Source organism: Bradyrhizobium sp. USDA 4473 (genome assembly GCF_054063335.1).
Window position 1 is genome coordinate 1,228,342 of the sequence record NZ_JBSSGE010000001.1, and the last position, 22,410, is coordinate 1,250,751.

At 65.1% G+C, this 22,410-nt stretch carries 18 protein-coding genes and 1 pseudogene; 6 read left to right on the forward strand and 13 right to left on the reverse strand.

The window, feature by feature from the left end:
- Positions 1-86 precede the first annotated feature (86 nt).
- Complete coding sequence (locus tag ACVW17_RS05775) at positions 87-1,694, forward strand: Na+/H+ antiporter (RefSeq protein ID WP_456751024.1); 1,608 nt, start codon at positions 87-89, stop codon at positions 1,692-1,694.
- A 151-nt stretch (positions 1,695-1,845) separates the two neighbouring features.
- Here the strand turns inward: ACVW17_RS05775 and ACVW17_RS05780 are convergent, their stop codons facing one another.
- The 7 genes from ACVW17_RS05780 to ispG form a co-directional block, all read right to left on the reverse strand.
- A complete protein-coding gene (locus tag ACVW17_RS05780; RefSeq protein ID WP_456796857.1) occupies positions 1,846-3,108 on the reverse strand; it encodes a Rieske 2Fe-2S domain-containing protein in 1,263 nt (420 codons plus the stop codon).
- 159 nt (positions 3,109-3,267) lie between these two features.
- The gene (locus ACVW17_RS05785) at positions 3,268-3,867 is read right to left on the reverse strand and encodes a DsrE family protein (protein ID WP_456751026.1); all 600 of its coding nucleotides are present in this window, start codon (positions 3,865-3,867) and stop codon (positions 3,268-3,270) included.
- A gap of 54 nt (positions 3,868-3,921) precedes the next feature.
- On the reverse strand, positions 3,922-4,554 hold the full coding sequence (locus tag ACVW17_RS05790; RefSeq protein ID WP_456796858.1) for a hypothetical protein: 633 nt from the start codon (positions 4,552-4,554) through the stop codon (positions 3,922-3,924).
- Complete coding sequence (locus ACVW17_RS05795; RefSeq protein WP_456751028.1) at positions 4,551-5,597, reverse strand: TAXI family TRAP transporter solute-binding subunit; 1,047 nt, start codon at positions 5,595-5,597, stop codon at positions 4,551-4,553. Before ACVW17_RS05795 ends, ACVW17_RS05790 begins: the two co-directional genes overlap by 4 nt.
- 58 nt (positions 5,598-5,655) lie before the next feature.
- The gene (locus tag ACVW17_RS05800; protein WP_456796859.1) at positions 5,656-8,403 is read right to left on the reverse strand and encodes a hypothetical protein; all 2,748 of its coding nucleotides are present in this window, start codon (positions 8,401-8,403) and stop codon (positions 5,656-5,658) included.
- Positions 8,404-8,538: 135 nt separating this feature from the next.
- A complete protein-coding gene (locus ACVW17_RS05805) occupies positions 8,539-9,432 on the reverse strand; it encodes a TauD/TfdA dioxygenase family protein (RefSeq protein ID WP_456751030.1) in 894 nt (297 codons plus the stop codon).
- A gap of 135 nt (positions 9,433-9,567) precedes the next feature.
- On the reverse strand, positions 9,568-10,857 hold the full coding sequence (gene ispG, locus ACVW17_RS05810; protein WP_456751031.1) for a flavodoxin-dependent (E)-4-hydroxy-3-methylbut-2-enyl-diphosphate synthase: 1,290 nt from the start codon (positions 10,855-10,857) through the stop codon (positions 9,568-9,570).
- Positions 10,858-11,115: 258 nt separating this feature from the next.
- Here ispG and ACVW17_RS05815 point away from each other — a divergent pair.
- Positions 11,116-11,992, forward strand: a pseudogene (locus ACVW17_RS05815) (sulfurtransferase).
- Positions 11,993-12,158: 166 nt separating this feature from the next.
- On the opposite strand, the gene ACVW17_RS05820 reads toward ACVW17_RS05815, so the two are convergent.
- Both ACVW17_RS05820 and ACVW17_RS05825 read right to left on the reverse strand, forming a co-directional pair.
- Positions 12,159-13,034 (reverse strand): DMT family transporter, encoded by an 876-nt coding sequence (locus tag ACVW17_RS05820; protein ID WP_456756351.1) that lies wholly within the window; start codon positions 13,032-13,034, stop codon positions 12,159-12,161.
- Between the two features lie 235 nt (positions 13,035-13,269).
- Positions 13,270-13,755, reverse strand: a complete 486-nt coding sequence (locus ACVW17_RS05825; RefSeq protein WP_212021650.1) for a Fur family transcriptional regulator — start codon at positions 13,753-13,755, stop codon at positions 13,270-13,272.
- A gap of 162 nt (positions 13,756-13,917) precedes the next feature.
- Between ACVW17_RS05825 and ACVW17_RS05830 the strand changes: the two genes are divergently transcribed.
- The 4 genes from ACVW17_RS05830 to ACVW17_RS05845 all read left to right on the forward strand — a co-directional run bounded on the left by ACVW17_RS05830 (position 13,918) and on the right by ACVW17_RS05845 (position 18,731).
- The gene (locus ACVW17_RS05830; protein ID WP_456751033.1) at positions 13,918-14,397 is read left to right on the forward strand and encodes a MarR family winged helix-turn-helix transcriptional regulator; all 480 of its coding nucleotides are present in this window, start codon (positions 13,918-13,920) and stop codon (positions 14,395-14,397) included.
- Positions 14,390-15,565 (forward strand): HlyD family secretion protein, encoded by a 1,176-nt coding sequence (locus ACVW17_RS05835; protein ID WP_456751034.1) that lies wholly within the window; start codon positions 14,390-14,392, stop codon positions 15,563-15,565. Before ACVW17_RS05830 ends, ACVW17_RS05835 begins: the two co-directional genes overlap by 8 nt.
- Positions 15,566-15,572: 7 nt before the next feature.
- Positions 15,573-17,129 carry an MDR family MFS transporter gene (locus tag ACVW17_RS05840; protein ID WP_456751035.1) on the forward strand — a complete coding sequence of 519 codons (1,557 nt, stop codon included), beginning with the start codon at positions 15,573-15,575 and terminating at the stop codon, positions 17,127-17,129.
- Positions 17,130-17,420: 291 nt separating this feature from the next.
- Positions 17,421-18,731: an ABC transporter substrate-binding protein gene (locus ACVW17_RS05845; RefSeq protein ID WP_456751036.1), complete on the forward strand. Its 1,311-nt coding sequence runs from the start codon at positions 17,421-17,423 to the stop codon at positions 18,729-18,731.
- Positions 18,732-18,921: 190 nt separating this feature from the next.
- Here ACVW17_RS05845 and ACVW17_RS05850 read toward each other — a convergent pair whose 3' ends face one another.
- Genes ACVW17_RS05850 through pcaH form a run of 4 tightly spaced genes read right to left on the reverse strand, consistent with a single transcriptional unit; the run spans position 18,922 to position 22,312 of the window.
- Positions 18,922-20,091: a Gfo/Idh/MocA family protein gene (locus tag ACVW17_RS05850; protein WP_456796860.1), complete on the reverse strand. Its 1,170-nt coding sequence runs from the start codon at positions 20,089-20,091 to the stop codon at positions 18,922-18,924.
- A gap of 16 nt (positions 20,092-20,107) precedes the next feature.
- A complete protein-coding gene (locus ACVW17_RS05855; RefSeq protein ID WP_456751038.1) occupies positions 20,108-20,959 on the reverse strand; it encodes a shikimate dehydrogenase in 852 nt (283 codons plus the stop codon).
- Between the two features lie 51 nt (positions 20,960-21,010).
- A complete protein-coding gene (gene pcaG, locus ACVW17_RS05860) occupies positions 21,011-21,610 on the reverse strand; it encodes a protocatechuate 3,4-dioxygenase subunit alpha (protein WP_456751039.1) in 600 nt (199 codons plus the stop codon).
- Positions 21,611-22,312, reverse strand: coding sequence for a protocatechuate 3,4-dioxygenase subunit beta (gene pcaH / locus ACVW17_RS05865; RefSeq protein WP_456751040.1), 702 nt, complete (start codon positions 22,310-22,312; stop codon positions 21,611-21,613). It lies immediately after the preceding gene.
- Positions 22,313-22,410 lie beyond the last annotated feature (98 nt).

The following is a 22,410-nucleotide window of genomic DNA, read 5'->3' on the forward strand; positions in this document are numbered from 1 at the left end:
CGACGGCCTTGTGACACGACCCTCGCGGCCCGGCTCCGGCCGGACCGCATTGACTGGCGCTGGTTTCCGGGCGAATTGAGCCCGTTATGGAAGCCAAATTTCAGATTTTTCTCACTTTGCTTGGCGTGCTGGCGGGAACCGCGCTGGTGGCGCGGCGGACCGATATCGCGCCGGCGATCCTGTTGCTGCTGGTCGGCATCGTGCTCGCCTTCGTGCCGGGCATGCCGTCGCTGGAACTGCCGCCCGAGCTCGTGCTGCTGGTGGTGCTGCCGCCGCTGATCTACTCGGCGAGCGTCGCGATGAGCTGGCGCGAGTTCAAGGCCAACCTGCGGCCGATCATCCTGCTCTCGGTCGGCTGTGTGATCTTCACTGCCTTCATGGTGGCGGCCGCGACCCATTATCTGATCGGGCTGCCCTGGAGCATCGGCTTCCTGCTGGGGGCGATCGTCGCGCCGCCGGACGTGGTGGCGCCGCTCGCGATCGCGCGCAAGCTCGGCCTGCCCCGCCGCATCCTGGTGGTGCTCGAGGGCGAAGGGCTCGCCAACGATGCGACCGCGCTGATCCTCTACCGCTTCGCGCTCGCCGCCATCACCACCGGGCTGTTCTCGCTGCCGAAGGCGACCGGCACCTTCTTCGTGATCGTCGCCGGCGAGATCGCGTTCGGCACCGCGGTCGGCTGGCTCAGCCTGCGCGCCCGCCGCCGCGCCAGGGATCCGCAGGTCGAGATCACGCTGTCACTGATCACGCCCTATCTCGCCTACTGGATCCCCGAGCATTTCGGCGGCAGCGGCGTAATCGCGACCGTCGCCTGCGGGCTCTATATGAGCTGGAACGGACCGCTGCTGATCTCGGCCGCGACCCGCCTGCAAGGCATCTTCTTCTGGGATTTGATCATCTACCTGATCGAAGGCCTGCTGTTCCTCCTGACCGGCTTCCAGATGCGCTCGCTGGTCGAGAAGTCGAAGGCGTTCCCGCTGCACGACATCGTGACCGTCACCGTGCTGGTCGCGGCAATCGTGATCGTGGCGCGCTTCCTGTGGGTGTTTCCCGGCACCTATCTGCCGCGCTGGATCAGCAAGCGGATGCGCGAGCGCGATCCGCTGCCGTCATGGCGGGCGGTGTTCGTGGTCGCCTTCACCGGCGTGCGCGGCGCGGTCTCGCTCGCGGCGGCGCTGGCGCTGCCGCTGACGCTGCCGAATGGCGATACTTTCCCCTATCGCGACCTGATCCTGTTCGTTGCCTTCGGCGTCATCTTCGTGACGCTGGTCGGGCTCGGGCTCACCCTGCCGCCTGTCGTGCGCTGGCTCGGCCTCGCCAAGGACGGCCGCAGCGAGCACATCGCCGAGCACGAGCAGGAGATCGCGGCGCGGCGCGAGGCGCTGAACGCCGCGCTGAAATCGCTCGATGCGATCACCGACGACCGCGAACTCTCCGACGAGGTGGTCAAGCTGTTGCGCTCGCGGCACGAGATCCGCATCAACCAGCTGCCCGATACGCTCGACCCCGACAGGCACGACGTCTCCGCCACCGGCACCGCGCTGACGCGGGAGCTGATCGCCTCCGAGCGCAAGTTCATCCACATGCTGCTGCGCGACGGCAAGATCACCGACGAAACCAGGCGCCGCATCGAGCGCGACCTCGATCTGGAGGAGGCGAGCCTGTCGAACCGCGAGTATCGCAGGATTCCGTTGTAGCGCGCGGTAATCCCTCCCCACGTCGTCCCGGCCGAGTGCGCAATTGCGCACGGGGGCCGGGACGACGGCGGGAATCATTCCGCAGCCGCGTTCTGCCCGGGACCGCCGACGAAGCCTGCGGGATCGCCGAACCGTTCGATCATGACCGCGGTCAAATCCTTGGTCTTGCTGGTGACGCAGGCGCCGGAGCGCACGGTGTAGCGGTCCTGGTGCTGAACGTGCGGCGGCGCCTCGCCGTTTTGCAGCCGCGGGCCGCCTCCATCACCAGCTTGCGGAAGTGCAGGATGCCGAGATCGGTCGGGCCGAGATGCTCGCGGGTGCGGTCAGCGATCGGGCCCTGGCTGTCCTGCACCGCGGCGTCCTGCTCGGAGACGCCCTTGATGCCGGTATAGCTCCTGGTCCGCTGCAGCTTGCGGTCGATCAGATAGTCGTTGGCCTTGTTGCGCAACGGCACGTAGTTCTCGTCGACCACGGCCATCACGCCGTTGCCGTTGGCGTAGCCGTCGCGCTCGGCCTCGGTCAGCGGCCGGTCCGGATTCCACGCATAGGTGTAGATCCAGCAATTGGTGTCGGTGACCGGCACGAAGGTCTGGCCGAACATGTTCTCGCCCGGCATCGAGCTCGGCGCGTAGCTGTGGAACGGCATCAGGAACTGGGCGATGCGCCAATAGATGTTGTCGCTGCCCGTGAGCCGCCCGCCCGCCACCGTCAACCCCGCCTCATGCGGATTGATCTTGATGACCGGGCGTGGGTCCTCCGCGATCCAGCGCATGTGGTCGGTCGCGACCCGCGTCAGCGGATTGACGAAATGCTTCTTGATGTCGAGGATCTCGTTCTCCTCCTTCTCGAAGGAGAGATGCGCGAAGGTGAAATGCGCGGTGTCGATCGAGCCCTCCACCGCCTGTACCCAGTTGCAGTCCTGCCACTTCTTGGTGACGAAGCGATGCGAGGCCGGCAGCAGCGCCATCTCCAGCGCCGGCAATTCGGGCATCGCATCAGCCGGCCCCATATAGGCCCAGATCATGTCGCCCCATTCGCGCACCGGATAGGACTTGATCCGGATCAGGTCCTTGGCGTTGAGGTCGGGATAGGAGGTCGGCATGTCGACGCAGCGGCCGTCGGTGTCGAACTTCCAGCCGTGATAGACGCAGCGGATGCCGCATTCCTCGTTGCGGCCGAGCCAGAGATTGGCGCCGCGATGCGGACAGTATTGGTCGATGAGGCCGACCACGCCCCGCGTGTCGCGGAAGGCGAGCAGCTCCTCGCCCATCACCACGATCTTCTTCGGGTCGCTGTCCGGCTCGGGCAGCTCTTCCGAGAGCAGCACCGGAATCCAGAACCGGCGCAGCAACTCGCCCATCCCCGTTCCCGCATTCGACTCGGTGAGGAACTTGTTGTCTTCGGCGCGGAGCATGGCGGCCTCCCCGGGGCTGTTTTTGATTTTCCCGGAGCTTGGCGGAGCGGATGCGCGGCGTCAATGCGATTGCCGGCGCGGCCGGGCAGCGCCGGCCGGCGAAGCCGATTTCCGATCCGCACCCGCTCAGGCGTGTTCAGTGCAAGCTGGCCCTTCAGCTCACGGCTTCACGTAGGCCCAGCCCTTCTCCTGCAGTTCCATCACCCGCACGACGCCGGACTTCACCACTTCCGCCTGCTTGATGATCGGGATCGACTTGTTCTCGGCCTTCTGCATTTTCTCCTGGGTGTTGCCGCAGGCCTTGAATGACACCTCGGGCGTACTGAGGGCCATTTCCTCGATGCGGGCCTTCACCGGCGAGGTGTCCTCGCGCAGCATGTGCAGGCCCGGGCCGAACGTCACCACCTCGATCTTCACCCTTTCGCCGAGGCCCTTGTAATATTCGCTCACGTTCGCCGCGTTGTTGAGCGTGAGATTCATGGCGGCAGGGTCATTGCTGTTGACCTGCAAGACCAGGTGATGCTCCTTGCCTTTCGGCGGCGCCGGATCGTGCATGCGCGCGAATGCGGCACGCTTGCGTTTTTCGGCCGTAGCTCGCGACTTGTCGGATTTCTGAACGTCGCTCGCCTGGTATGTTGCGGTCTGCGCGTTCGGCACCCAGTATTTGCCACCTTGCTGGGCCGCCCCCAAGGACGTGGAAGCCAGCACAGCGGCGGCGCTCATCGCAACGAATTTCACGGCAGATTGAAAACTGAACATCGGGTATCTCCATCTCCAAAAATCGGCGAATACATTTTCAATTGCTGAGCCTTGTCAATTGCGGGGCCTAGCGACCGCGAGCGGCCATTTGCAGACCGTGGCCATCCGCGCGCGCATCGCGTCCAATCCCGCGAGCGAGAATGTTGCGTCATGGGCAGCCCCCGCACCGGATGCGAGGTGGACGACAAGGACCGCGCCATCGGGAAGCGATTGCACCAGGCGTGCGACATCGCCCGCGACCGCGACGCCGGAGCCGGACGCTGGCGCGGCTGCCGCGACCTGCACGGGCTTGCCGTCATTGATGCGATACGAAATCGCATAGCCATCGCTCCGGCCCGAGATCGCGGGTCCCGCAAATGATAGTTCGGTCCGGCCGCCCCGGCACCGGATCGACAGCTTCATCGACGCTTCCGCCGAACCGGCATCCGCTGATGTCGTCGCGGTGGCGATCGGTGAATAATCGACGGGAGACGTCGTCTCGCTGACCATCCAATTGTCGGCTTTCGACGCATCGCGGCGGGCTGGCGGGGGGGCGCGCGACAGCTTGTCGAGACACTCCAGGCGTGCGTCATGTCCGAGCTGGGAGCAGGCGCGAAACTGTGCCATGGGATCTTCCACCCCTTGCGCCAGGGCAATGCCGTCGATCACGGCGATTGCAGCAACGAGCGGGGCGGCAAGTTTGCTCATTGCGATGCCCGTGTGGTGCGCGCCTGGCGATCGAGCCAGGCCTGCGCGGCGGGGAAGCGCGCGAGACCCGGCACCGTCGCTCCGAGGTTGATCGATTTCCACTTCGGGTCGAAGCCCGGCCCCTGCAGCTTGTCGATGCGGGAGAACAGAGTATCGACGAACCGGGCAACGCGCTCGAAACGGTTGCTGGTGGCCGGCCAATTGAAGGCAACCAGCACGGTCGGCACCGATATCGTGGCCACGCGATCACCCTGCTTGATCAGGTTCGGGTAATCCGCGGCATCGAGCGCCGCGGGCAGATAATAGTCCTCGAACTTGCTGTCATACGGGACCGGCAGGAACTTGAAGCCGGCTTCAAATTTGCCTTTCACGAAGGCATCGACCGGCTTCGAGGTGATGAACACGACGGCCGCCATCTCGCCTTTGCGCATCTGCTCGAGCGCGACCTGGTGCGGAATGAACGTCTTCTCGATATCGATGCCGAGGCGGCTGAAGATCAGCGGGCCCGAATAGGCCGCAGCGGTACCCTGGCTGTTGAAGTTCACCTTCTTGCCGGCGAGGTCAGCCAGACTCTGGATCTCGGGCCGAACGAAGATATGCAGCTCGGACGGAAACAGATTGAGGACATAGGTGATCCGGCGCTGGATGTCCGGCACCTGGCTCTTGTATTCCTCGAGTGCGTCGGAATTGATGATTGCCGCGTCGATGCCGCGCAGATACAGCAGCGCGTTCAGGTTCTCCACGGGCCCACGCGTCACCACAGGCAGAACATGCAGATTGTCGCCGTCGTCGACCACGCGGGCCATCTCCGCTGCGAGGCGGATCGGCGCGCCCTCGAGCAGGCCGCCGGCGAGGCCCACGGTCCAGGCATTCATGGCCAGGGCTTCCGGCCTCGGCTGCGGCGATTCGGCCCGGATCAGGTGCGCCTTGTGAGGCTGACCACGTTGCGGCCGTGCATCGGCCGGGGACAGCTGCAGCGCCGGGAGCAACGACACCAGGGCCGCAAGCAGGAACAGCGGGCGCAATCCAACAGACCCTTTCATCGATCAGCTCCTTTGCACAACAGACATCGGCGCGTTCGTTCTCGCTGCGATCGTTCGATCAACGCAGCGCTTCGAAGCGCGCCTTTGCTTCCTTGATTCCACCCGCCTCGGCCTTCGCGTAGAGGTCGCGTGCCTTGGCCGCATCGCCGCGCGTGCCATACGTCCCCCAGCTCGTCAGGGTCTGCGGATCGTAGGTTTCCGCGAGCGCGAAGCTTGCCTGGGCGCTGCCGGTCTCGGCGACGCGTTCCAGCACGATCCGCGCAGCACCGATATCGCCCTGTTCCAGCAACAAGCGCGCCCGCGCCATCAGTCTCGCCTCCTGGGCACCGTCGTCAGGCGGAACCACGGCATTGCCCGCCGTTCGCGGCGCGGCAGCGCGGTCCTCGATCGATCCCACCGCCGCGCCCGCCGGCTCGTCCTGCATGGACTTGCCGACGCTGCCGGTGGTGGCGACTTGAGATGCGACGGGCGGCACTTTCGCGGCGGGCGCACTGACGTCGCGGCGCGCCGAGGCAAGATCCCGCTCCAACTGCTCGGCCCTGCCACGTTCGCTCTGCAGCAGACTGCGCAGCTCGGCCACGGATTGCTCCGCGGCCTGCTGCGCCGTGGCGGCTTGCGCGTTCGCTGCGGCCGCCTGCTCGGCCTGGGTATCGAGTTCGCGGCTCTTTGCTGCAAGATCACGCGCCAGTTGTTCGGCCCGCTGCTGCTCGCGCTGGAGTGATTGGCGTAACTCGGCGGTATCGCTTGGCTCCGCCTGCTGGTGCTGCACGGCTTCGTCGCGGGCCTTGGCCGCCTGAGCCTCGTAGGCGTAGATTTTGCTGCGCGCCGTCGCCAGATCCTGCGCCAGAGCGTCGCTCCTCTCGTGCTCCTTCTGCATCGATTGGCGCTGGTCCGCGGCGCCAGCGTCCGTTGCCAACCTCAACTTGGCCAGTTCGTCGCTCGCCTTGGCTGTCGCCGCTGATTGCGCTTCCATGTCACGACGAGCCGCCGCCAGGTCCAGCTCCAACCGCGCCGCGCGCTCGTGCTCCTCCGCCAGCGACTTCTGCAAGTCTGCCGCGCCGTTTTCGGAGGCCTTCTTCAGCCGATCCGCTTCGTCACCGGCCTTGGCTGCCAGCGCAGCTTGCGTTTCCACCTCACGACGGGCCGCCGCGAGGTCCTGCTCCAACCGCGTAGCCCGCTCGTGCTCCTCCGCCAGCGACTTCTGCAAGTCCGCCGCGCCGCTTTGCGAGGTCCCCTTCAGCCGAGTCGCCTCGTCACCGGCCTTGGCCGCCAGCGCGGTTTGCGTTTCAACCTCACGACGGGCCGCCGCAAGGTCCTTCTCCAACCCCGCGGCCCGCTCACGCTCCTGCGCCAGCGACTTCTGCAAGTCTGTTGCGCCGCTTTCGGAGGCTTTCTTCAGCCGAGCCGCCTCATCGCTGGCCTTGGCAGCGAGCGTGGTTTGCGTTTCCACGTCACGACGAGCCGCCGCAAGGTCCTTCTCCAGTCCCGCGGCGCGCTCACGCTCCTTCTCCATCGAACTCTGCAAGTCCGCCGCGCCGTTTTCGGAGGCCTGCTTCAGCCGAGCCGCCTCATCGCTGGCCTTGGCCGCCAGCGCGGTCTGCGTTTCAACGTTACGACGAGCTGCCGCAAGGTCCTTCTCCAGCCCCGCGGCGCGCTCGCGCTCCTTCTCCATCGACCTCTGCAAATCCGCCGCGCCGCTTTCGGAGGCCTTCTTCAGCCGAGCCGCCTCATCGCTGGCCTTGGCCGCCATCGCGGTCTGCGTTTCAACGTTACGACGAGCTGCCGCAAGGTCCTTCTCCAGCCCCGCGGCGCGCTCGCGCTCCTTCTCCATCGACCTCTGCAAGTCAGCCGCGCCGTTTTGCGAGGTCGCCCTCAGCCGCGCCGCCTCATCGCTGGCCTTGGTCGCCAGCGCGGTTTGCGCTTCAACGGTACGACGAGCTGCCGCAAGGTCCTTCTCGAGTCCCGCGGCCCGCTCCCGCTCCTGCACCAGCGACTTCTGCACGTCCGCCATGCCGCCCTGCGGGGCCGCCTTCAGACGCGCCGCTTCGGCGCCGGCTTTGGTTGCCTGGGCTTCGTATGTGTAGACCTTGTTGCGCGCAGTCGAGAGATCTTGCGCCAGGGCATCGCCCCGCTCGCGCTCCCGCTGCATCGATCGGCGCAGTTCTTCCGTTGCCGGCCTCAGCCTGGCCAATTCGTCGCTCGCCTTGGCCGCCGCGGCCGATTGCGCTTCCACGTCACGCCGAGCCGACGCGAGGTTCTGCTCCAACTGCACGGCCCGCTCATGCTCCTGCCCCAGCGCTTTCTGCAAGTCCGCCGTGCTGCCTTGCGGCATGTCCTGCAGCGACTTTCTCAGTTTGTCGGCTTCGCTCCGCAGATCAGTCTCGACCCGAGTAGAATTTTCGCGTTCCTTGGTCAGCAAGCCCTGCAGCGATTCAATCTCTTTCTGTGCCGCCGCAAGTTCGCGGGCGAGCGCATCGGCAGCTTGCGACGGTTCCTTGGCTTTGCCGGCGTCACCGGCGGGCTTTGCTTTTGCCTGCGCAAGTTGCGGGGAACTTGCAGCGACGCCATTGGACTGCGCCTGCGCGCTGCCGGAACCCGGCGGATCCGAGATACACATTGCCGCAAGGGTTGTTGCGAACCATACGGGAACTGCCCGGCGCATCGTCCTCGGAGCAAATGGCGCTGGACCCGATTTGACGCGCGAGCCGGTCACTTCACAGCTTGAGTTCCTGCCATCGTCGCGAACGACGATGTTCTCATGGCCGCGCGCGTCCACTATCACCTGCCGCATGGTGATATTGCCCATTCTGATGCGGCATCATAGGGCTCACCGGCTCACGGATACTATGACCCGCAAGGGTTACCCCCGTTCAGTGCGCAGCGTTGTGGACGACGCTGAAACGGCACGGCGGGGCGCGACGGCGTCAGGCGAGCGCTGTCCTCACACCGGCCGTTCACCCTTCACCGTCACGCGGGTGCCGGAGCGGGTGTGCGGCCAGTAATCCCACATCGCGCGGTGCTGGGCACAGCGATTGTCCCAGAATGCGATCGCGTTCTCGGTCCAGCGGAAGCGGCACTGGAACAGCGGGTTCTCGGCATGCTGGTAGAGATAGGCCAGCATGGCGTCGCTCTCGTCGCGGGGAATACCGACGATGAAGCGCGTGAAGCCGCGATTGACGTAGAGCGATTTCTTCCCCGTCACCGGATGGGTGCGCACCACCGGATGCTCGGCGCGGGGATATTCCCGCTTGTCGGCGACGCCGTAGTTGGCATACAGCCCGCGATAAGTCTGCTCGCCGTCATGCAGTGCGGTCAGCCCGTCGAGATAGGCCTTCATGCGATCCGACAGCGCCTCATAGGCGGCGTACATGTTGGCGAACAGCGTGTCGCCGCCGCGCGGCGGGCACTGCTTGATGTAGAGGATCGAGCCCATCGGCGGTTCGAGATCGCAGGACACGTCGGTGTGCCAGCCCTCGCCATTGGCGCGTGGGCTATCCTTGTCGGCATAGATCTTCATCAGCGCCGGGTCGCCCTCATTGGGCGCGGCCGGATGCACATGCAGCTCGCCGAACTTGCGGCCGAAGGCGAGATGCTGTTGCGGGGTGATATGCTGGTCGCGGAAGAAGATGACGAGGTTTTCGGCGAGCGCGCGATGGATCTCGTCCATCTGGCGGTTGGAGCGCGCATCGTCGGAGATCAGCTTGCCGATATCGACGCCGGAGATTTCCGCGCCGATGATCGGCGTCAGCTTCTCGACGCCGATGGTCTCATAGGGCTCGGATTGGTCGGCGAGGTGGCGGTAGCGCGGACCTTGCTTGCCGGACAGCGAGCTCATGGGTGTTCTCCCGATGGTTCTTGTTTTGACCATCGTAGCCCGGATGCAGCGAAGCGCAATCCGGGTGCCTCCCATGGATGGCAGCGGCGTCCCGGATTTCGCTGACGCTCCATCCGGGCTACGGCCACATCAGGTTTATTCCGCGGCGCCCACCGTCTCCGGCAGCTTGGCGCCGTTGCCGTACTTCTGGTCGATGTAGTCGATCACCAGTGCCTTGAAGTCGGCGGCGATGCCGGGGCCACGCAGGGTGCGGAACTTCTTGCCGTCGACGAACACGGGCGCGGCCGGTGCTTCGCCGGTGCCGGGCAGCGAGATGCCGATATTGGCGTGCTTGGATTCGCCGGGGCCGTTGACGATGCAGCCCATCACCGCGACGTTGAGCTGCTCGACGCCCGGATATTTGGTCTTCCAGGCCGGCATCTCGTCGCGGATGAAATCCTGGATCGAGCGCGCCAGCTCCTGGAACGTGGTCGAGGTGGTACGGCCGCAGCCGGGGCAGGCCGCAACCAGCGGCACGAAGGTGCGGAAGCCCATGGTCTGCAGCAATTCCTGCGCGACCTGCACTTCCAGCGTGCGGTCGCCGCCGGGCTCCGGCGTCAGCGAGATGCGGATGGTGTCGCCGATGCCCTGCTGCAAGAGGATGCCGAGCGCGGCCGAGGACGCCACGATGCCCTTCGAGCCCATGCCGGCCTCGGTGAGGCCGAGATGGATCGCGTAATCCGAGCGCCGCGCCAGCTCCTGATAGACCGCGATCAGGTCCTGCACGGCGGAGACCTTCGCCGACAGGATCATCCTGTTCTTGGGCATGCCGAGCTCTTGGGCACGGGCGGCCGACAGCAGCGCCGACTGCACCATCGCTTCACGCGTCACCGCGCGGGCATCGCGCGGATTCGGCGAGGCCGTGTTCTCGTCCATCAGCTTGGTCAGCAGCTCCTGGTCGAGCGAGCCCCAATTGGCGCCGATGCGCACCGGCTTGTTGTTCTTGTTGGCGATCTCGATGATGTCGGCGAACTGGGTGTCGCGCTTGTTCTTGAAGCCGACATTGCCGGGATTGATGCGGTACTTGTCGAGCGCCTCGGCGCAGGCCGGATATTCGGCGAGCAGCTTGTGGCCGATATAGTGGAAGTCACCGATCAGGGGCGTGGTGATGCCGCGCTTGCGCAGGCCGTCGCGGATGTGCGGCACGGCGGCAGCGGCTTCCTCGCGGTCGACGGTGATGCGCACCATCTCGGAGCCGGCACGCGAGAGCGCGGCGACCTGGGCGATGGTGCCATCGACGTCGGCGGTGTCGGTGTTGGTCATCGACTGCACGACGATCGGCGCACCGCCGCCGACGGCGACATTGCCGACCATGACCTGCGTGGTGTGGTGCCGCGGCGCGGGGCCGGCGACGTCGTCTTGCGGCAAAATCTCGGGCTTGTTCATGGCGTCTCGAATATCAGGTTTTGGTGACATTCACCAAGGGGGCGATGGGCCGCGCACAAGTCGGGCCGAACGATCATGTTTCGGAGTGAATTCAACAGCTTATCGCGCCGATTGAGGCCAAACGCAAGCCATGCAGCGGCGTCCTGCATGGACAGCTATATTGGGCCGAATTGGGGTGAATCAAAGGGCAAAGTGACAGCTTTTCATGTGATCCGGCGCATCTTAGCATCCCGTTAAGACATGCCGGGAGGACGTGACATGGCCGATCATAGCGAACTGATCAGCACGGCGGAACTTGCCGAGATCCTGACCCGGCCCGATCTGCGGCTGTTCGACTGCACCACCTATCTGGAGCCGGCCCCCGCGGGCAGCAATATTCCCTATGTCGTCGTCTCGGGCCGCCAGACCTTCGAGGCCGGGCATATTCCGGGCGCGAATTTCCTCGATTTGCAGGCCGAATTCTCCGACGCCCATACCGACCTGCGCTTCATGATGCCGCCGCGAGCTCAGCTCGAGGCCGCGTTCGGCCGCCACGGCATCTCGGCCAGCAGCCGCGTGGTGCTGTATTCGATCGGCACAGCGATGTGGGCGACGCGATTCTGGTGGATGCTGCGCTCGCTCGGCTTCGAGGGCGCCGCCGTGCTCGACGGCGGCATCGACAAATGGACCGCCGAGGGCCGCGACATCGAGACCGGGCTTGCCGGCGGATATCCGCAGGCCGCGTTTGCGGCGCGGCCGAAGCAGGGCATGTTCGTCGACAAGCATGACGTGCTCGCCGCCACCACCGAAGCCGACACCGTGATCGTCAACGCGCTCGGGCCCGCAATTCTACAAGGGGCTGGAGCCGAGCCGTTACGGCAGGCCGGGCCGCATCCCCGGCAGCGTCAGCGTGCCGGCGGCAAGCCTGATCGATCCGAAGGACAAGACGTTCGTGCCGCTTGAGGAAGCCGAGGCGACCTTCGCTGCCCAAGGCATCACGAAAGACAAGCGCATCGTCGCCTATTGCGGCGGCGGCATCTCCGCCACCATCGACCTGTTCCAGCTGCATCGGCTCGGCTACGACAATCTCACGCTCTATGACGGCTCGATGGGCGAATGGGCGAAGGATGCGGAATTGCCGATCGAGCGGGGGTAGTGGACGGGGCGCCATGCCTCCTCCTTCGTCGTCCTGGCGAAGCGCACATCGCTCCATCCGTCATTCCGGGGCGTGCGAAGCACGAGCCCGGAATCCATTCGTCCGCGCGTTATGCGGTCCAATGGATTCCGGGCTCTCGCTTCGCGAGCCCCGGAATGACGGGTGGTCACGCCGGCACGTTCGGGTCCGGCGTCACCTTCGGGTCGGGCTTGTTGACGAGATAGAGCCCGGCGATCACGAACAGCGCGGCGACGCCGAACACCGGCGTCAGCGTGTCGTGCATGATGAAATACGCCGCGACGACGCCGAACAGCGGCGTGATGAAGGTGAAGGCCGACAGCTTGCTGGCCGAATAGGTCTTCACCATCGCAAACCAGATCACGAAAGTGCAGCCCACCACCCAGACCGCCTGATAGGCGAGCAGCGAGAGCGACAGCGCGCTCGGCACATGCGCGATGCGCTCGCCGGCGATCCAGGCGGCGAAGCCGAGGATCGGGATCGAGATCGCAACCTGGTAGCCGAGCGCCTTTTCCGGCGCGGCGTTGCGCAGGCGCGTGCCCTTGGCAACCAGCGTGGTCGCCGCCCACAGCGCGCCGCCGCCGACCACCATGAGATCGCCGAGCAGTACCTTGGCGTCGACATTGGGCTGCGGCACGCCGATCGCGAGCGCGACGCCGGCAAAGCTCAGCGCAAGGCCGCTCCATTGCACGGTGGAGAGGCGCTCGCCGAGGAACTGGTGCGAGCCGAGCGCGACGAAGAACGGCGCGGTGTAGAGGAACACCGAAGCGCGCGAGGCCGAGGTGAAGACAAGGCCGGTGAAGATCAGCACGAACTCGCAGCCGAACATCAGGCCTGCGATGATGCCGGGGACCAGCGTGCCGTCGCGTTCGAAGAACTTCACACCGCGCAGATGACCGACAATCAGCATCACCGGCAGCGCGCCGGCGGACCGGATCATCGCCTGCAGCATCGGCGGCACGTCGGGCAGCGCCAGCTTGACCGCGAGCTGGTTGAAACCCCAGCTCACGCACAGCATCAGCATCACCGCGATGGCGCCGGGCGGCAGCCCGTGGCCGATGCTGACGGGCCTCGTGACGTGGGCTGTGATCGCTTGGGTCGACATGTTTCCTCGCGGGCCGGCTTGCTGCCGTGTTGTTGTCAGTATTCGCGCGTCGCTGGAATCGTCATTGCGAGCGGAGCGAAGCAATCCATTTCGCCACTTGCCGAAGCATGGATTGCTTCGTCGCTTCGCTCCTCGCAATGACGGGGGAAGAACATCATTTCTGGCAATGCGCGCAGGTGCCGGCGATCTCGACCACGGAGAGCTTCGGGATGAAGCCCGAGGCCCGCGCCGCCGCGGTCAGGCTTTGCGCGACGGGGGCGGCGGGGATCTCGCCGACCGAGCCGCAATGGTCGCAGATCAGGAACGCCACCATCGAGGCCTCGTCATGGTCGTGGGCGCAGGCGAGGAAGGCGTTGCGGCTCTCGATGCGGTGAACGAGGCCATTCTCCATCAGGAAGTCGAGCGCGCGATAGACGGTAATCGGTGCCGGCCGCGGCATCGTCTTGGCCAGTTCGTCGATCACCTCATAGGCGCCGAGCGGACGATGGCTCGACAGCAGCGCCTGCAGCACCTGACGCCGGATCGGGGTGAATTTCTGGCCGCGGCGCGCACACACCTGCTCGGCATGCGCCATCGCGTCGGCGGCGCAACGGCCATGATCGTGGTCGGGGGCAGGAAATGTCGGCTTGGCCAGGCTCATTGCCCGATATGTAGCATTTTCGCGCCCGTTCCCATAGCCCGGCCCACCAGATACCCCGCCGCCATGCAGCCATGCCCGCAATGCGGAGCAGCCCTCCGTTAACCCGACGTGCAGAAATCATAAGCAAGCTTATTATATGCCAAGCTTATGGAGGCAGGATCGATGCGCGGTTCCGTGGACACGGAGTTCATGTTTACGCTGGGCGAATTGTTCCGACTGATCCGCGTCTATGCCGACAAGGAGGCCGCGCGCTACGGCATCACCCGCGCGCAATGGGCCGTCCTGTCCAAGGTGGAACGCCAGGAGGGATTGAAGCAGACCGAGCTCGCCGAGCTGCTCGAGATGCAGCCGATCACATTGACGCGGCTGATCGACAAGCTCTGCGACAATGGCTGGATCGAACGCCGCAGCGACGAGACCGACCGCCGCGTCAACCGCCTCTATCTGAAGAAGGCCGCCCGCCCGCTGCTCGGCAAGCTCGCCGGCCTCCGTTCCGAAATCACCGCGACCGCGCTCGAGGGCATCAGCCCGGCCGACGCGCATCGCCTGCTCACTCAACTGGAATCGATCAAGGAAAACGTTCGCGATGCCATCCAAAGCCCAGCCGGCGAGCCCTCCCGAAAGGAACAGCGCTATGGCTGAACCCGTCCTCAAGCTGGCTCCCGAGCAGAAGAGCAATCCGGGCGAGCCCGCGCCGGCAGGAAAAGCCAGCCGCGCGCCGCGCCGCCGCCTGATGGCCGGCCTGCGGCGCTATCGCCGCATGCTGCTGCTCGTCGTGCTGCCGACCGTAGCCGCGATCGGCGGCATCGTGTTCTATCTCAATGGCGGCCGCTATGTCGGCACCGACGACGCCTATGTCGGCGCGCAGAAGGTGCTGATCACCCCGGAAATCTCCGGCAAGATCGACAAGATCGTCGTCAAGGAAGGCCAGCACGTCAAGAAGGGCGACGAGCTGTTCGAGATCGATCCGGTGCCGTTCCGCCTCGCGGTCGCGCAGGCCAAGGCCGCGCTCGACCAGACCAAAACCACCTATGACACGCTGGTCGACAACATCAAGATCAACACCAGGATGCTGGACTTCGCCCAGCAGAGCGTCGAACTGAAGAAGCGCGACGTCGAGCGCAAGTCGACGCTTGCCAAGCAGAATTTCGGCTCGCAGCTCGACCTCGACAACGCCGCCAACGCGCAGGTGACCGCCGAGAGCCTGGCGCAATACATCAAGCAGCAGATTTCGAAGGACAAGACGCAGCTGCTCGGCGATGTCGACCTGCCGATCGAGCAATTCCCGCCCTATGCCCAGGCCAAGGCCAAGCTCGACGACGCCCAGCGCAACCTCGACCACACCGTGCTGCGCGCGCCGATGGACGGCGTCGCGACCCAGGTCGACCAGATCCAGCTCGGCCGCTTCGTCACCGCCGGCGCGCCGGTGTTCTCGGTAATCGACGTCGACCATCCCTGGGTCGACGCCAATCCGAAGGAAAGCGACTTCACCTATGTCGCAGTCGGCCAGCCGGTCGAGCTCGATGTGGACGCGTTCCCGAACCATCAGTTCAAGGGCAAGATCGGCTCGCTGTCGCCCGGCACTGGCGCGCAGTTCGCGATCCTGCCGCCGCAGAACGCCACCGGCAATTTCGTCAAGGTGGTGCAGCGCGTGCCGGTGCGGATCTATTTCGACGAGAACGATCCGTTCGTGAAGAAGCTGAAGGCCGGCATGAGCGTCTACGCCACGATCGACACCAACCACCGCCGCTCGCTGGCCGGCCTGCTCGGGCTGGGCTCGGCCTCGGCGCACCCGGATCACCAGGACTAAGACGCGAATGAATGCACCGTCACCATCCGCCGTGCCCGGCATGCGCCGGAACATGGTGACGATCTGCGCAATGACCGCGACGATCATGCAGGCGCTCGACACCACGATCGCCAACGTCGCGCTGCCCTATATGCAGGGCTCGCTGTCGGCCTCGCAGGACCAGATCAACTGGGTCTTGACCTCCTACATCGTCGCCGCTGCGATCATGACCGCGCCGGTGGGCTGGATCGCCAACCGCTATGGCCGCAAGCGCATCTTCATCATCTGCTCGGCCGGCTTCACCATTGCATCCGTGCTGTGCGGCCTGGCGCAGGACATCAACCAGATGGTCCTGTTCCGCCTGTTGCAGGGCGTGTTCGGCGCCGCCCTGGTGCCGCTGTCGCAGGCGGTGATGCTCGACTCCTACGCATTGCATGAGCGGGCGAAGGCAATGTCGATCTGGGGCATGGGCGTGATGATGGGCCCGATCATGGGGCCGTCATTGGGCGCGTGGCTGACCGAGACCTATTCCTGGCACTGGGTGTTCTTCGTCAATTTGCCGTTCGGCGCGATCACCGTGGTCGGCCTCGCGGTGTTCATGGACGAGACCAAGCAGGACCTCAATCTGCGCTTCGACTGGTTCGGCTTCGGCGCGCTCGCGATCGCGATCGGCTCGCTGCAGCTCGCGCTCGACCGCGGCGAGCAGCTTGGCTGGCTGGAATCCAACGAGATCATGATCGAGTTCATCGTCTCGGCGATCGGCTTCTACTATTTCTTCGCCCATTCGCTGACCACCAGCCGGCCGTTCATCCAGTTCGCGCTGTTCAAGGACAAGAACTTCCTCGGCGGCTGCGTGTTCATGACTGTGATGGGCCTCGTGCTGTATTCGACCATGGCGCTGTCCTCGCCTTACTTGCAGAACGTGGTCGGCTATCCGATCATCACCGCCGGGCTGCTGCTGGCGAGCCGCGGCTTCGGCACGTTCGTTGCGATGATGCTGGTCGGCCGCCTGATGCGCTATATCGAGGCGCGCACGCTGATCATCTCCGGGCTGGGACTGACCGCAGCATCGCTGTTCCAGATGACCGGCTGGACCGACATGACGCAGGCGACCGAAATCATCGTCGTCAGCGTGATCCAGGGCTTTGGCTTCGGCCTGGTGTTCGTGCCGCTGTCGACGGTCGCGTTCCTGACGCTGCCGGGCCAGCTGCGCACCGACGGCACCTCGATGCTGACGCTGCTGCGCAACGTCGCGAGCTCGGTCGGCATCTCGATCGTGATCGCGCAGCTCACCGAGGGCTCGCGGCGGATCTACGCCAAGCTGTCGGAGCAGATCAATCCGTTCAACCACGCGCTGCAGATGCCCGACGTGTCCGGGATGATCAACCTCAACACCGATGCCGGCCGCGCGATGGCCGACCGGATGGTGGCGGCGCAGTCGCAGATCATCGCGTTCTCGCACGACTACCAGCTGGTGATGATCTTCATCCTGGTCTCGATCCCGCTCGCGCTGATGATCGGCTCGACCAAGGCCACGCTGCGCACGCAGTCGGCGCCGTCGGATCACGCCGCGGTGATGGAGTAGGTTTCAACGTCTCTGTGCCCGATGGCGCGCGCCTAACCGCTTTATCACTGTCATCGCCCGGCTTGACCGGGCGATCCAGTACGCCGCGGCTTATCGGCTCAAGCACTGCTGTCTCTGGAATACTGGGTCGCCCGGTCAAGCCGGGCGACGACAGTGTTGATGTGGCTGACCTCGACCAAAGCGCAAGGCACCGCAGCCCCAATCGCGTTGACTTTCCGACCTCTCCTCCCAATACTCCGCGAAAAGCAAGAAACACCCGTCACACAATCGACGGTTTCAGGGGAGGACGCGATGCCGACTTCACGCAGGACGCTGCTGAAGACTTCAGCGGCTGCCGCCGCTGCTTTCAGCTTCGATTGGACACGCGCGCAGGCGCAAGCCGAGACGGTCCGGATCGGCGTGATCTACGATCTGACCGGCCCGTTCGCCGCCGGCGGCTCGGTCGCCTCCTCGATCGGTACCCAGATCGCGATCGATCTCGTCAACGAGAAGGGCGGCGTCGGCGGCAAATACAAGATCGTGCCGGTCAACGTCGATTCCCAGAGCAAGCCTGACGTCGCGATCAACGAGGCCAATCGGCTGATCGACCAGGAGAAGGTCGACATCCTTAACGGCGTGTTCGCGAGCTCGCACGCGGTGCCGCTCGCCGCCAAGGTCGAGCAGCAGAAGCGCATCCTGTGGATCACGACCGCGGTCTCGACCGCCGTGTTCAAGGACAAGAACCTGCAATACGTGTTCCGCGCCCAGATCCATTCCGACCAGTACGGCCAGGCCTTTGGCGGCTTCCTCGCCGAGCACGCCAAGGCCAAGCTCGGCATGGAGCCGAAGGACGTCAAGGTCGCGCTGATCCATGAGGACGGCCCCTACGGCGTCGGCGTCGCCGCCGCCGACGAAACCTTCGCCAAGGAGGCCGGGTTGCAGGTCGTGCTCAAGGAAGGCTATTCGGCCTCCGCGCCCGACCTCTCGGTGCTGGTGACCAAGCTGAAGCGCGCCAAGGCCGACATCATCTCGCATGCCGGCTACAATCCCGACATCACGCTGTTCCTGCGCCAGGCGCGCGAGAGCGGGCTGAGGTTCAAGATGCTGTTCGGCGCCGGCGCCGGCTACAGCCAGCTCGACAAGCTGCGCACCACCTTCGGCGCCGACATCGACAATTTCTGCAACATCGACCCGGTGCCGGCGCAGCTGCTCGATCCGGCCAAGCTGGCGCCGGGGGTCGGCGATCTCACCAAGGTGATGGTCGCGCGCTACCGCGAGAAGACCAGCGCCACCGAGGTGCCGCCGCACTGCTCGATGGGCTTCAACCAGACCTGGGTCCTGCTCAACAACGTGCTGCCGGTCGCCAAGGAGAAATATGGCGGCTTCGATCCCGAAGCGATCCGCAAGGCCGCGCTCGACGTCGACATCCCGCCAGGCGGCACCATCCAGGGCTATGGCGTGAAATTCTATCCGCCGGGTACGCCGATGTCGGGCCAGAACGAGCGCTCGACCCCCGTGGTGATGCAGAACGCCGGCGAGCGCATCACCGTGGTGTGGCCGACCAATATCCGCACGCAAGACCCGGTGTTTCCGCTGCCGAAGGGATCGGTGTACGGGGCTTAGGGTTGATTCTTGTCGCGGCTGGTTGGCAACCATCCCCGTCATCCTGAGGAGCCCGCACTCGCGGGCGTCTCGAAGGATCGACGGCCACCGGCCGGGCCGTGCATCCTTCGAGACGCGCGTTCCGCGCTCCTCAGGATGACGGCGCGAGCGTGGCACGCGCGAGAGAGTAATCTCGCTATTGCCCGCCATCCTACAGCACCACCCGCCGCCCCTCATCCGCAGCCCAATAGCCGGCGTAGTTCACCTTCGTCGTCTCATACGCCAGCGCAAGATCGGCGAGCGGCTGCCGCCCGGTCGCAACGCATTCCATGAAATCCTGGATCTCCTGCAGATAGCCGCGGGTCCATTCTTCCTCGAGGCAGACATATTGCCAGCCGGTTTTGCGGTCGACCTTCTCGGTGATGTAGACGCTGGCGAGCTTCTCTTCTGAGGTCTGGTAGCTCGTCAGATGCGTGTTCGGCGTGATGTTGGCGAACAGCGAGCCGCCGCTCGTATAGGTCTCGATCAGATTGCGCACGCCGCCCATGATCATGTCGCCGGAAAACACCGTGGCCTTGGTGCCGTCGGAGAAGGTCGCGGTCAGCGTGCCCCAGTCCTCGACATCGACCGGATTGGCCTTGATATAGGCGCGCTCCTCCGGCTTCAGCCCAGCCGTGACATTGCCGACATCGCAGGTGACGCTCGCAACATTGATGGTCTCGCCACGTGCGCGGGCCTCGACCTGCTTGAGATAGAGCACGGCAGACAACGGATGGCAGCCCATCCGGATCAGCGAGCCGCCGCCGGTCATCGCCCATTCTGCGGCATGCGCGGCATGCGAGCCGGAATGGCTCTCCTCGCCTTTCATGAACAGGATCTTGTCGCCGGTTGCGCGGATGATCTCCGCGGACTTGGCCACCGCGGGCGCGTAGATCCAGTCCTCCGCATACATGAACAGCCGGCCGGTCTTTTCGATTGCGGCGCGCGTTGCCTCCATCTCCTCCATCACGCGCTGATACATCAGCGCCTTCGGCACATGCCTGCCGATCGGCGTCTTGTCACCGGGCTGCCCGAAATAGCCGCTGAACGGCTTTTCGCAGATCACGTGCTTGCCGGCCTGCATGGCCTCGACGATCATCGCGGCGTGCAGGTTCGGCGGCGTGCAGATGTCGATCACGTCGAGCTCGCGGTCGGCGACCAGCTCGGCGAAGCTGCGATAGGCGTTCGGGATTTCATGCTTGCGGGCGAACTCATTGACATGATCGCCGCGCGCCGCGACCGCCCTCACCTCGACATCGACGCCATAAACCCGCCGATACGCGACCATATGCAGCTCCGACACGAAGCCGCAGCCGGCCAGACCGATCCTGATTTTTGTCATTATGTGTCTCCGCCCTTCAGGCCGGCGCAGCGTAGCGCGCGGCCATCACGGCGTCGAACGCATTTCCCATGACTTCTGTCGAAGGCATCATTGTCGTGAACAATTCGAACGCGTCCGCCGCGGCATAGACCCCCAGACCGCGCCCGGTCAGGACGTTGGCGCCCTTGGCCTTGGCCGCCAACAGCAGCGGCGTCCAGAGCGGCGTGTAGACGGCATCGGCGACCCACATCGACGGATGCAGCAGCGCATCCGGCACCGGCGTGTCGCGGTTCGGCAGCATGCCGACCGGCGTCGCGTTGACGAGACCGGTCGCGCCATCGACCGCTGCCTCGACGCTCGCGGCGTGCACCGCATGGCAATCCTGTAATTGGGCCGCAAGTTGCGCGGCCTTTGCCGCATCGGCATCGAAGATACGGAGCTCGGCAATACCGCGGTCGGCGAGCGCAAACGCGATCGCCTTGCCGACGCCGCCGGCCCCGATCAGTGCGATCGGCCCGGGCGGCACTGACGCAAGCAGCGGTTCGACCGCACGCGTAAAGCCCGTCGCGTCGGTGTTGTACCCGACGAGACCCGTGCCACTGACGACGATGGTGTTGACGGCGCCGATCGCGCGTACGCCTGGTGCGAGATCGTCGAGCAGGTCGACCACCGCCTCCTTGTAGGGAAAGGTGACGTTGACGCCGGCAAAGCCGAGCCGCCTGACGCCCCCGAGCATCGCGCGCAGCTCTTCGCGGCCGGCGCCCTTCACCTCGACGAGCTGGTAGTGACAGCGGACACCGAGCGCGGCGGCGGCCTGCTCGTGCATCGCGGGCGCCGCCGAATGCGCGATCGGATACCCAATCAGACCGGTCAGGAAACGGTCGCGCATTGTCCCTCACACTGACGCTCTAACGACGGCAGCGGCAGACCGCCGGCCGAGCTAGACGTCGAAGAACACCGTCTCGTTGTCGCCCTGCAGATGGACGTCGAAGGTGTAGACGTTCCCCGCACCCGCCTTCTTCGCAATCAGCGTCGCGCGGCGGTCGGCCGGCACCAGGGCCAGCACGGAATCGGTGGCGTTGCCGGCTTCGTCGTCGAAATAGATCCGCGTGTAGAGATGCAGCAGCATGCCGCGTGCGAACACCGCGAGCAGGATGTGCGGGGCCTGCGGCTTGCCGTCGGCATCCGGCACCACACCGGGCTTGATGGTCTCGAACGCGTAAGCGCCGCTCTTGTCGGTGCCGACGCGGCCGAAACCCTTGAAGCTTGAGTTCGGCAATGCCCGCGCATCCTGCGGATCGGAAAAGCGGCCTTGGCTGTCTGCCTGCCAGATCTCCAGCATGCAGTCCGGGATCACGGCGCCGTCGCCGTCATAGACCTTGCCCTCGACGCGGATGCGTTCGCCTGAGACGTCCGGCGTCAGGAGGTTGTTGGTGAAGGCGTCGTTCCATTCATATTCGCCGTTCGGCGTCAGACCGTATTTGAAATAGGGGCCGACGGTCTGCGAGGGCGTGATTCCATCAGGACGCGGGTTCGACACTTACTTGGTCTCCATCGGCGTGGCGTTGCGCCCGCGCAGCACGATATCGAAACGGTAGCACAGCGCCCATTCCGGCTTGGTGTTGTCGAGGTCGAACGACGAGATCATCCGCGCCCGCGCCTTTGCGTCGGTCACCGAGTTGAAGATCGGATCGAACGGGAACAAGGGATCGCCGGGGAAATACATTTGGGTCACGAGACGCGAAATGAAGGAATGGCCGAACACAGAGAAGTGGATATGCGCGGGCCGCCACGCATTGTGGTGATTGCCCCAGGGGTAGGCGCCGGGCTTGATGGTGATGAACTTGTAATAGCCGGATGCATCGGATTGCGTGCGGCCGGCGCCGGTGAAGTTCGGATCGAGCGGCGCCGGATGCTGGTCGACGACATGGATGTAGCGGCCGCAGGCATTGGCCTGCCACAGCTCGACCAGCGTGTTCGGCACGCCGCGGCCGTCCTCGTCGAGCACATGACCATGCACGATGATGCGCTCGCCGAGCGGCTCGCCCCTGGCCTGGATGGTGAGATCGTTGTCGTGCGCGCGCACGGTCTCATGGCCATAGACCGGACCGGTCAGCTCCGAGAGCGTGTGCCGCATCGGGATCAGTGGCCTCGAGGGCGAACGCTTCACGGTCGAGCGATAATCCGGCGACAGCCGCGCCGGATGGGCTGCGAGCGATTGCAGCGGGTACAACAAGGTCATGGCGAATTCCTCCGCGGCCCACGCGCCCGGCGGGCTCACATCAGATCATTATAATGCATAACCAAATTGGGGAAGGGCTGTTTTCAACCCATCCAAGC

What these genes read in the sequence shown, in the direction of transcription:
- ACVW17_RS05830 (WP_456751033.1), top strand. Translation starts at nt 13,918, where the DNA reads ATGCGCGGTTCCGTGGACACGGAGTTCATGTTTACGCTGGGCGAATTG.
- ACVW17_RS05780 (WP_456796857.1), bottom strand. Translation starts at nt 3,108, where the DNA reads ATGCTCCGCGCCGAAGACAACAAGTTCCTCACCGAGTCGAATGCGGGA.
- ACVW17_RS05820 (WP_456756351.1), bottom strand. Translation starts at nt 13,034, where the DNA reads ATGCTGATGCTGTGCGTGAGCTGGGGTTTCAACCAGCTCGCGGTCAAG.
- ACVW17_RS05795 (WP_456751028.1), bottom strand. Translation starts at nt 5,597, where the DNA reads ATGAAAGGGTCTGTTGGATTGCGCCCGCTGTTCCTGCTTGCGGCCCTG.
- ACVW17_RS05800 (WP_456796859.1), bottom strand. Translation starts at nt 8,403, where the DNA reads ATGGGCAATATCACCATGCGGCAGGTGATAGTGGACGCGCGCGGCCAT.
- ACVW17_RS05850 (WP_456796860.1), bottom strand. Translation starts at nt 20,091, where the DNA reads ATGACAAAAATCAGGATCGGTCTGGCCGGCTGCGGCTTCGTGTCGGAG.
- ACVW17_RS05825 (WP_212021650.1), bottom strand. Translation starts at nt 13,755, where the DNA reads ATGAGCCTGGCCAAGCCGACATTTCCTGCCCCCGACCACGATCATGGC.
- ACVW17_RS05805 (WP_456751030.1), bottom strand. Translation starts at nt 9,432, where the DNA reads ATGAGCTCGCTGTCCGGCAAGCAAGGTCCGCGCTACCGCCACCTCGCC.
- ispG (WP_456751031.1), bottom strand. Translation starts at nt 10,857, where the DNA reads ATGAACAAGCCCGAGATTTTGCCGCAAGACGACGTCGCCGGCCCCGCG.
- ACVW17_RS05835 (WP_456751034.1), top strand. Translation starts at nt 14,390, where the DNA reads ATGGCTGAACCCGTCCTCAAGCTGGCTCCCGAGCAGAAGAGCAATCCG.
- ACVW17_RS05855 (WP_456751038.1), bottom strand. Translation starts at nt 20,959, where the DNA reads ATGCGCGACCGTTTCCTGACCGGTCTGATTGGGTATCCGATCGCGCAT.
- ACVW17_RS05845 (WP_456751036.1), top strand. Translation starts at nt 17,421, where the DNA reads ATGCCGACTTCACGCAGGACGCTGCTGAAGACTTCAGCGGCTGCCGCC.
- ACVW17_RS05840 (WP_456751035.1), top strand. Translation starts at nt 15,573, where the DNA reads ATGAATGCACCGTCACCATCCGCCGTGCCCGGCATGCGCCGGAACATG.
- ACVW17_RS05790 (WP_456796858.1), bottom strand. Translation starts at nt 4,554, where the DNA reads ATGAGCAAACTTGCCGCCCCGCTCGTTGCTGCAATCGCCGTGATCGAC.
- ACVW17_RS05785 (WP_456751026.1), bottom strand. Translation starts at nt 3,867, where the DNA reads ATGTTCAGTTTTCAATCTGCCGTGAAATTCGTTGCGATGAGCGCCGCC.
- pcaH (WP_456751040.1), bottom strand. Translation starts at nt 22,312, where the DNA reads ATGACCTTGTTGTACCCGCTGCAATCGCTCGCAGCCCATCCGGCGCGG.
- ACVW17_RS05775 (WP_456751024.1), top strand. Translation starts at nt 87, where the DNA reads ATGGAAGCCAAATTTCAGATTTTTCTCACTTTGCTTGGCGTGCTGGCG.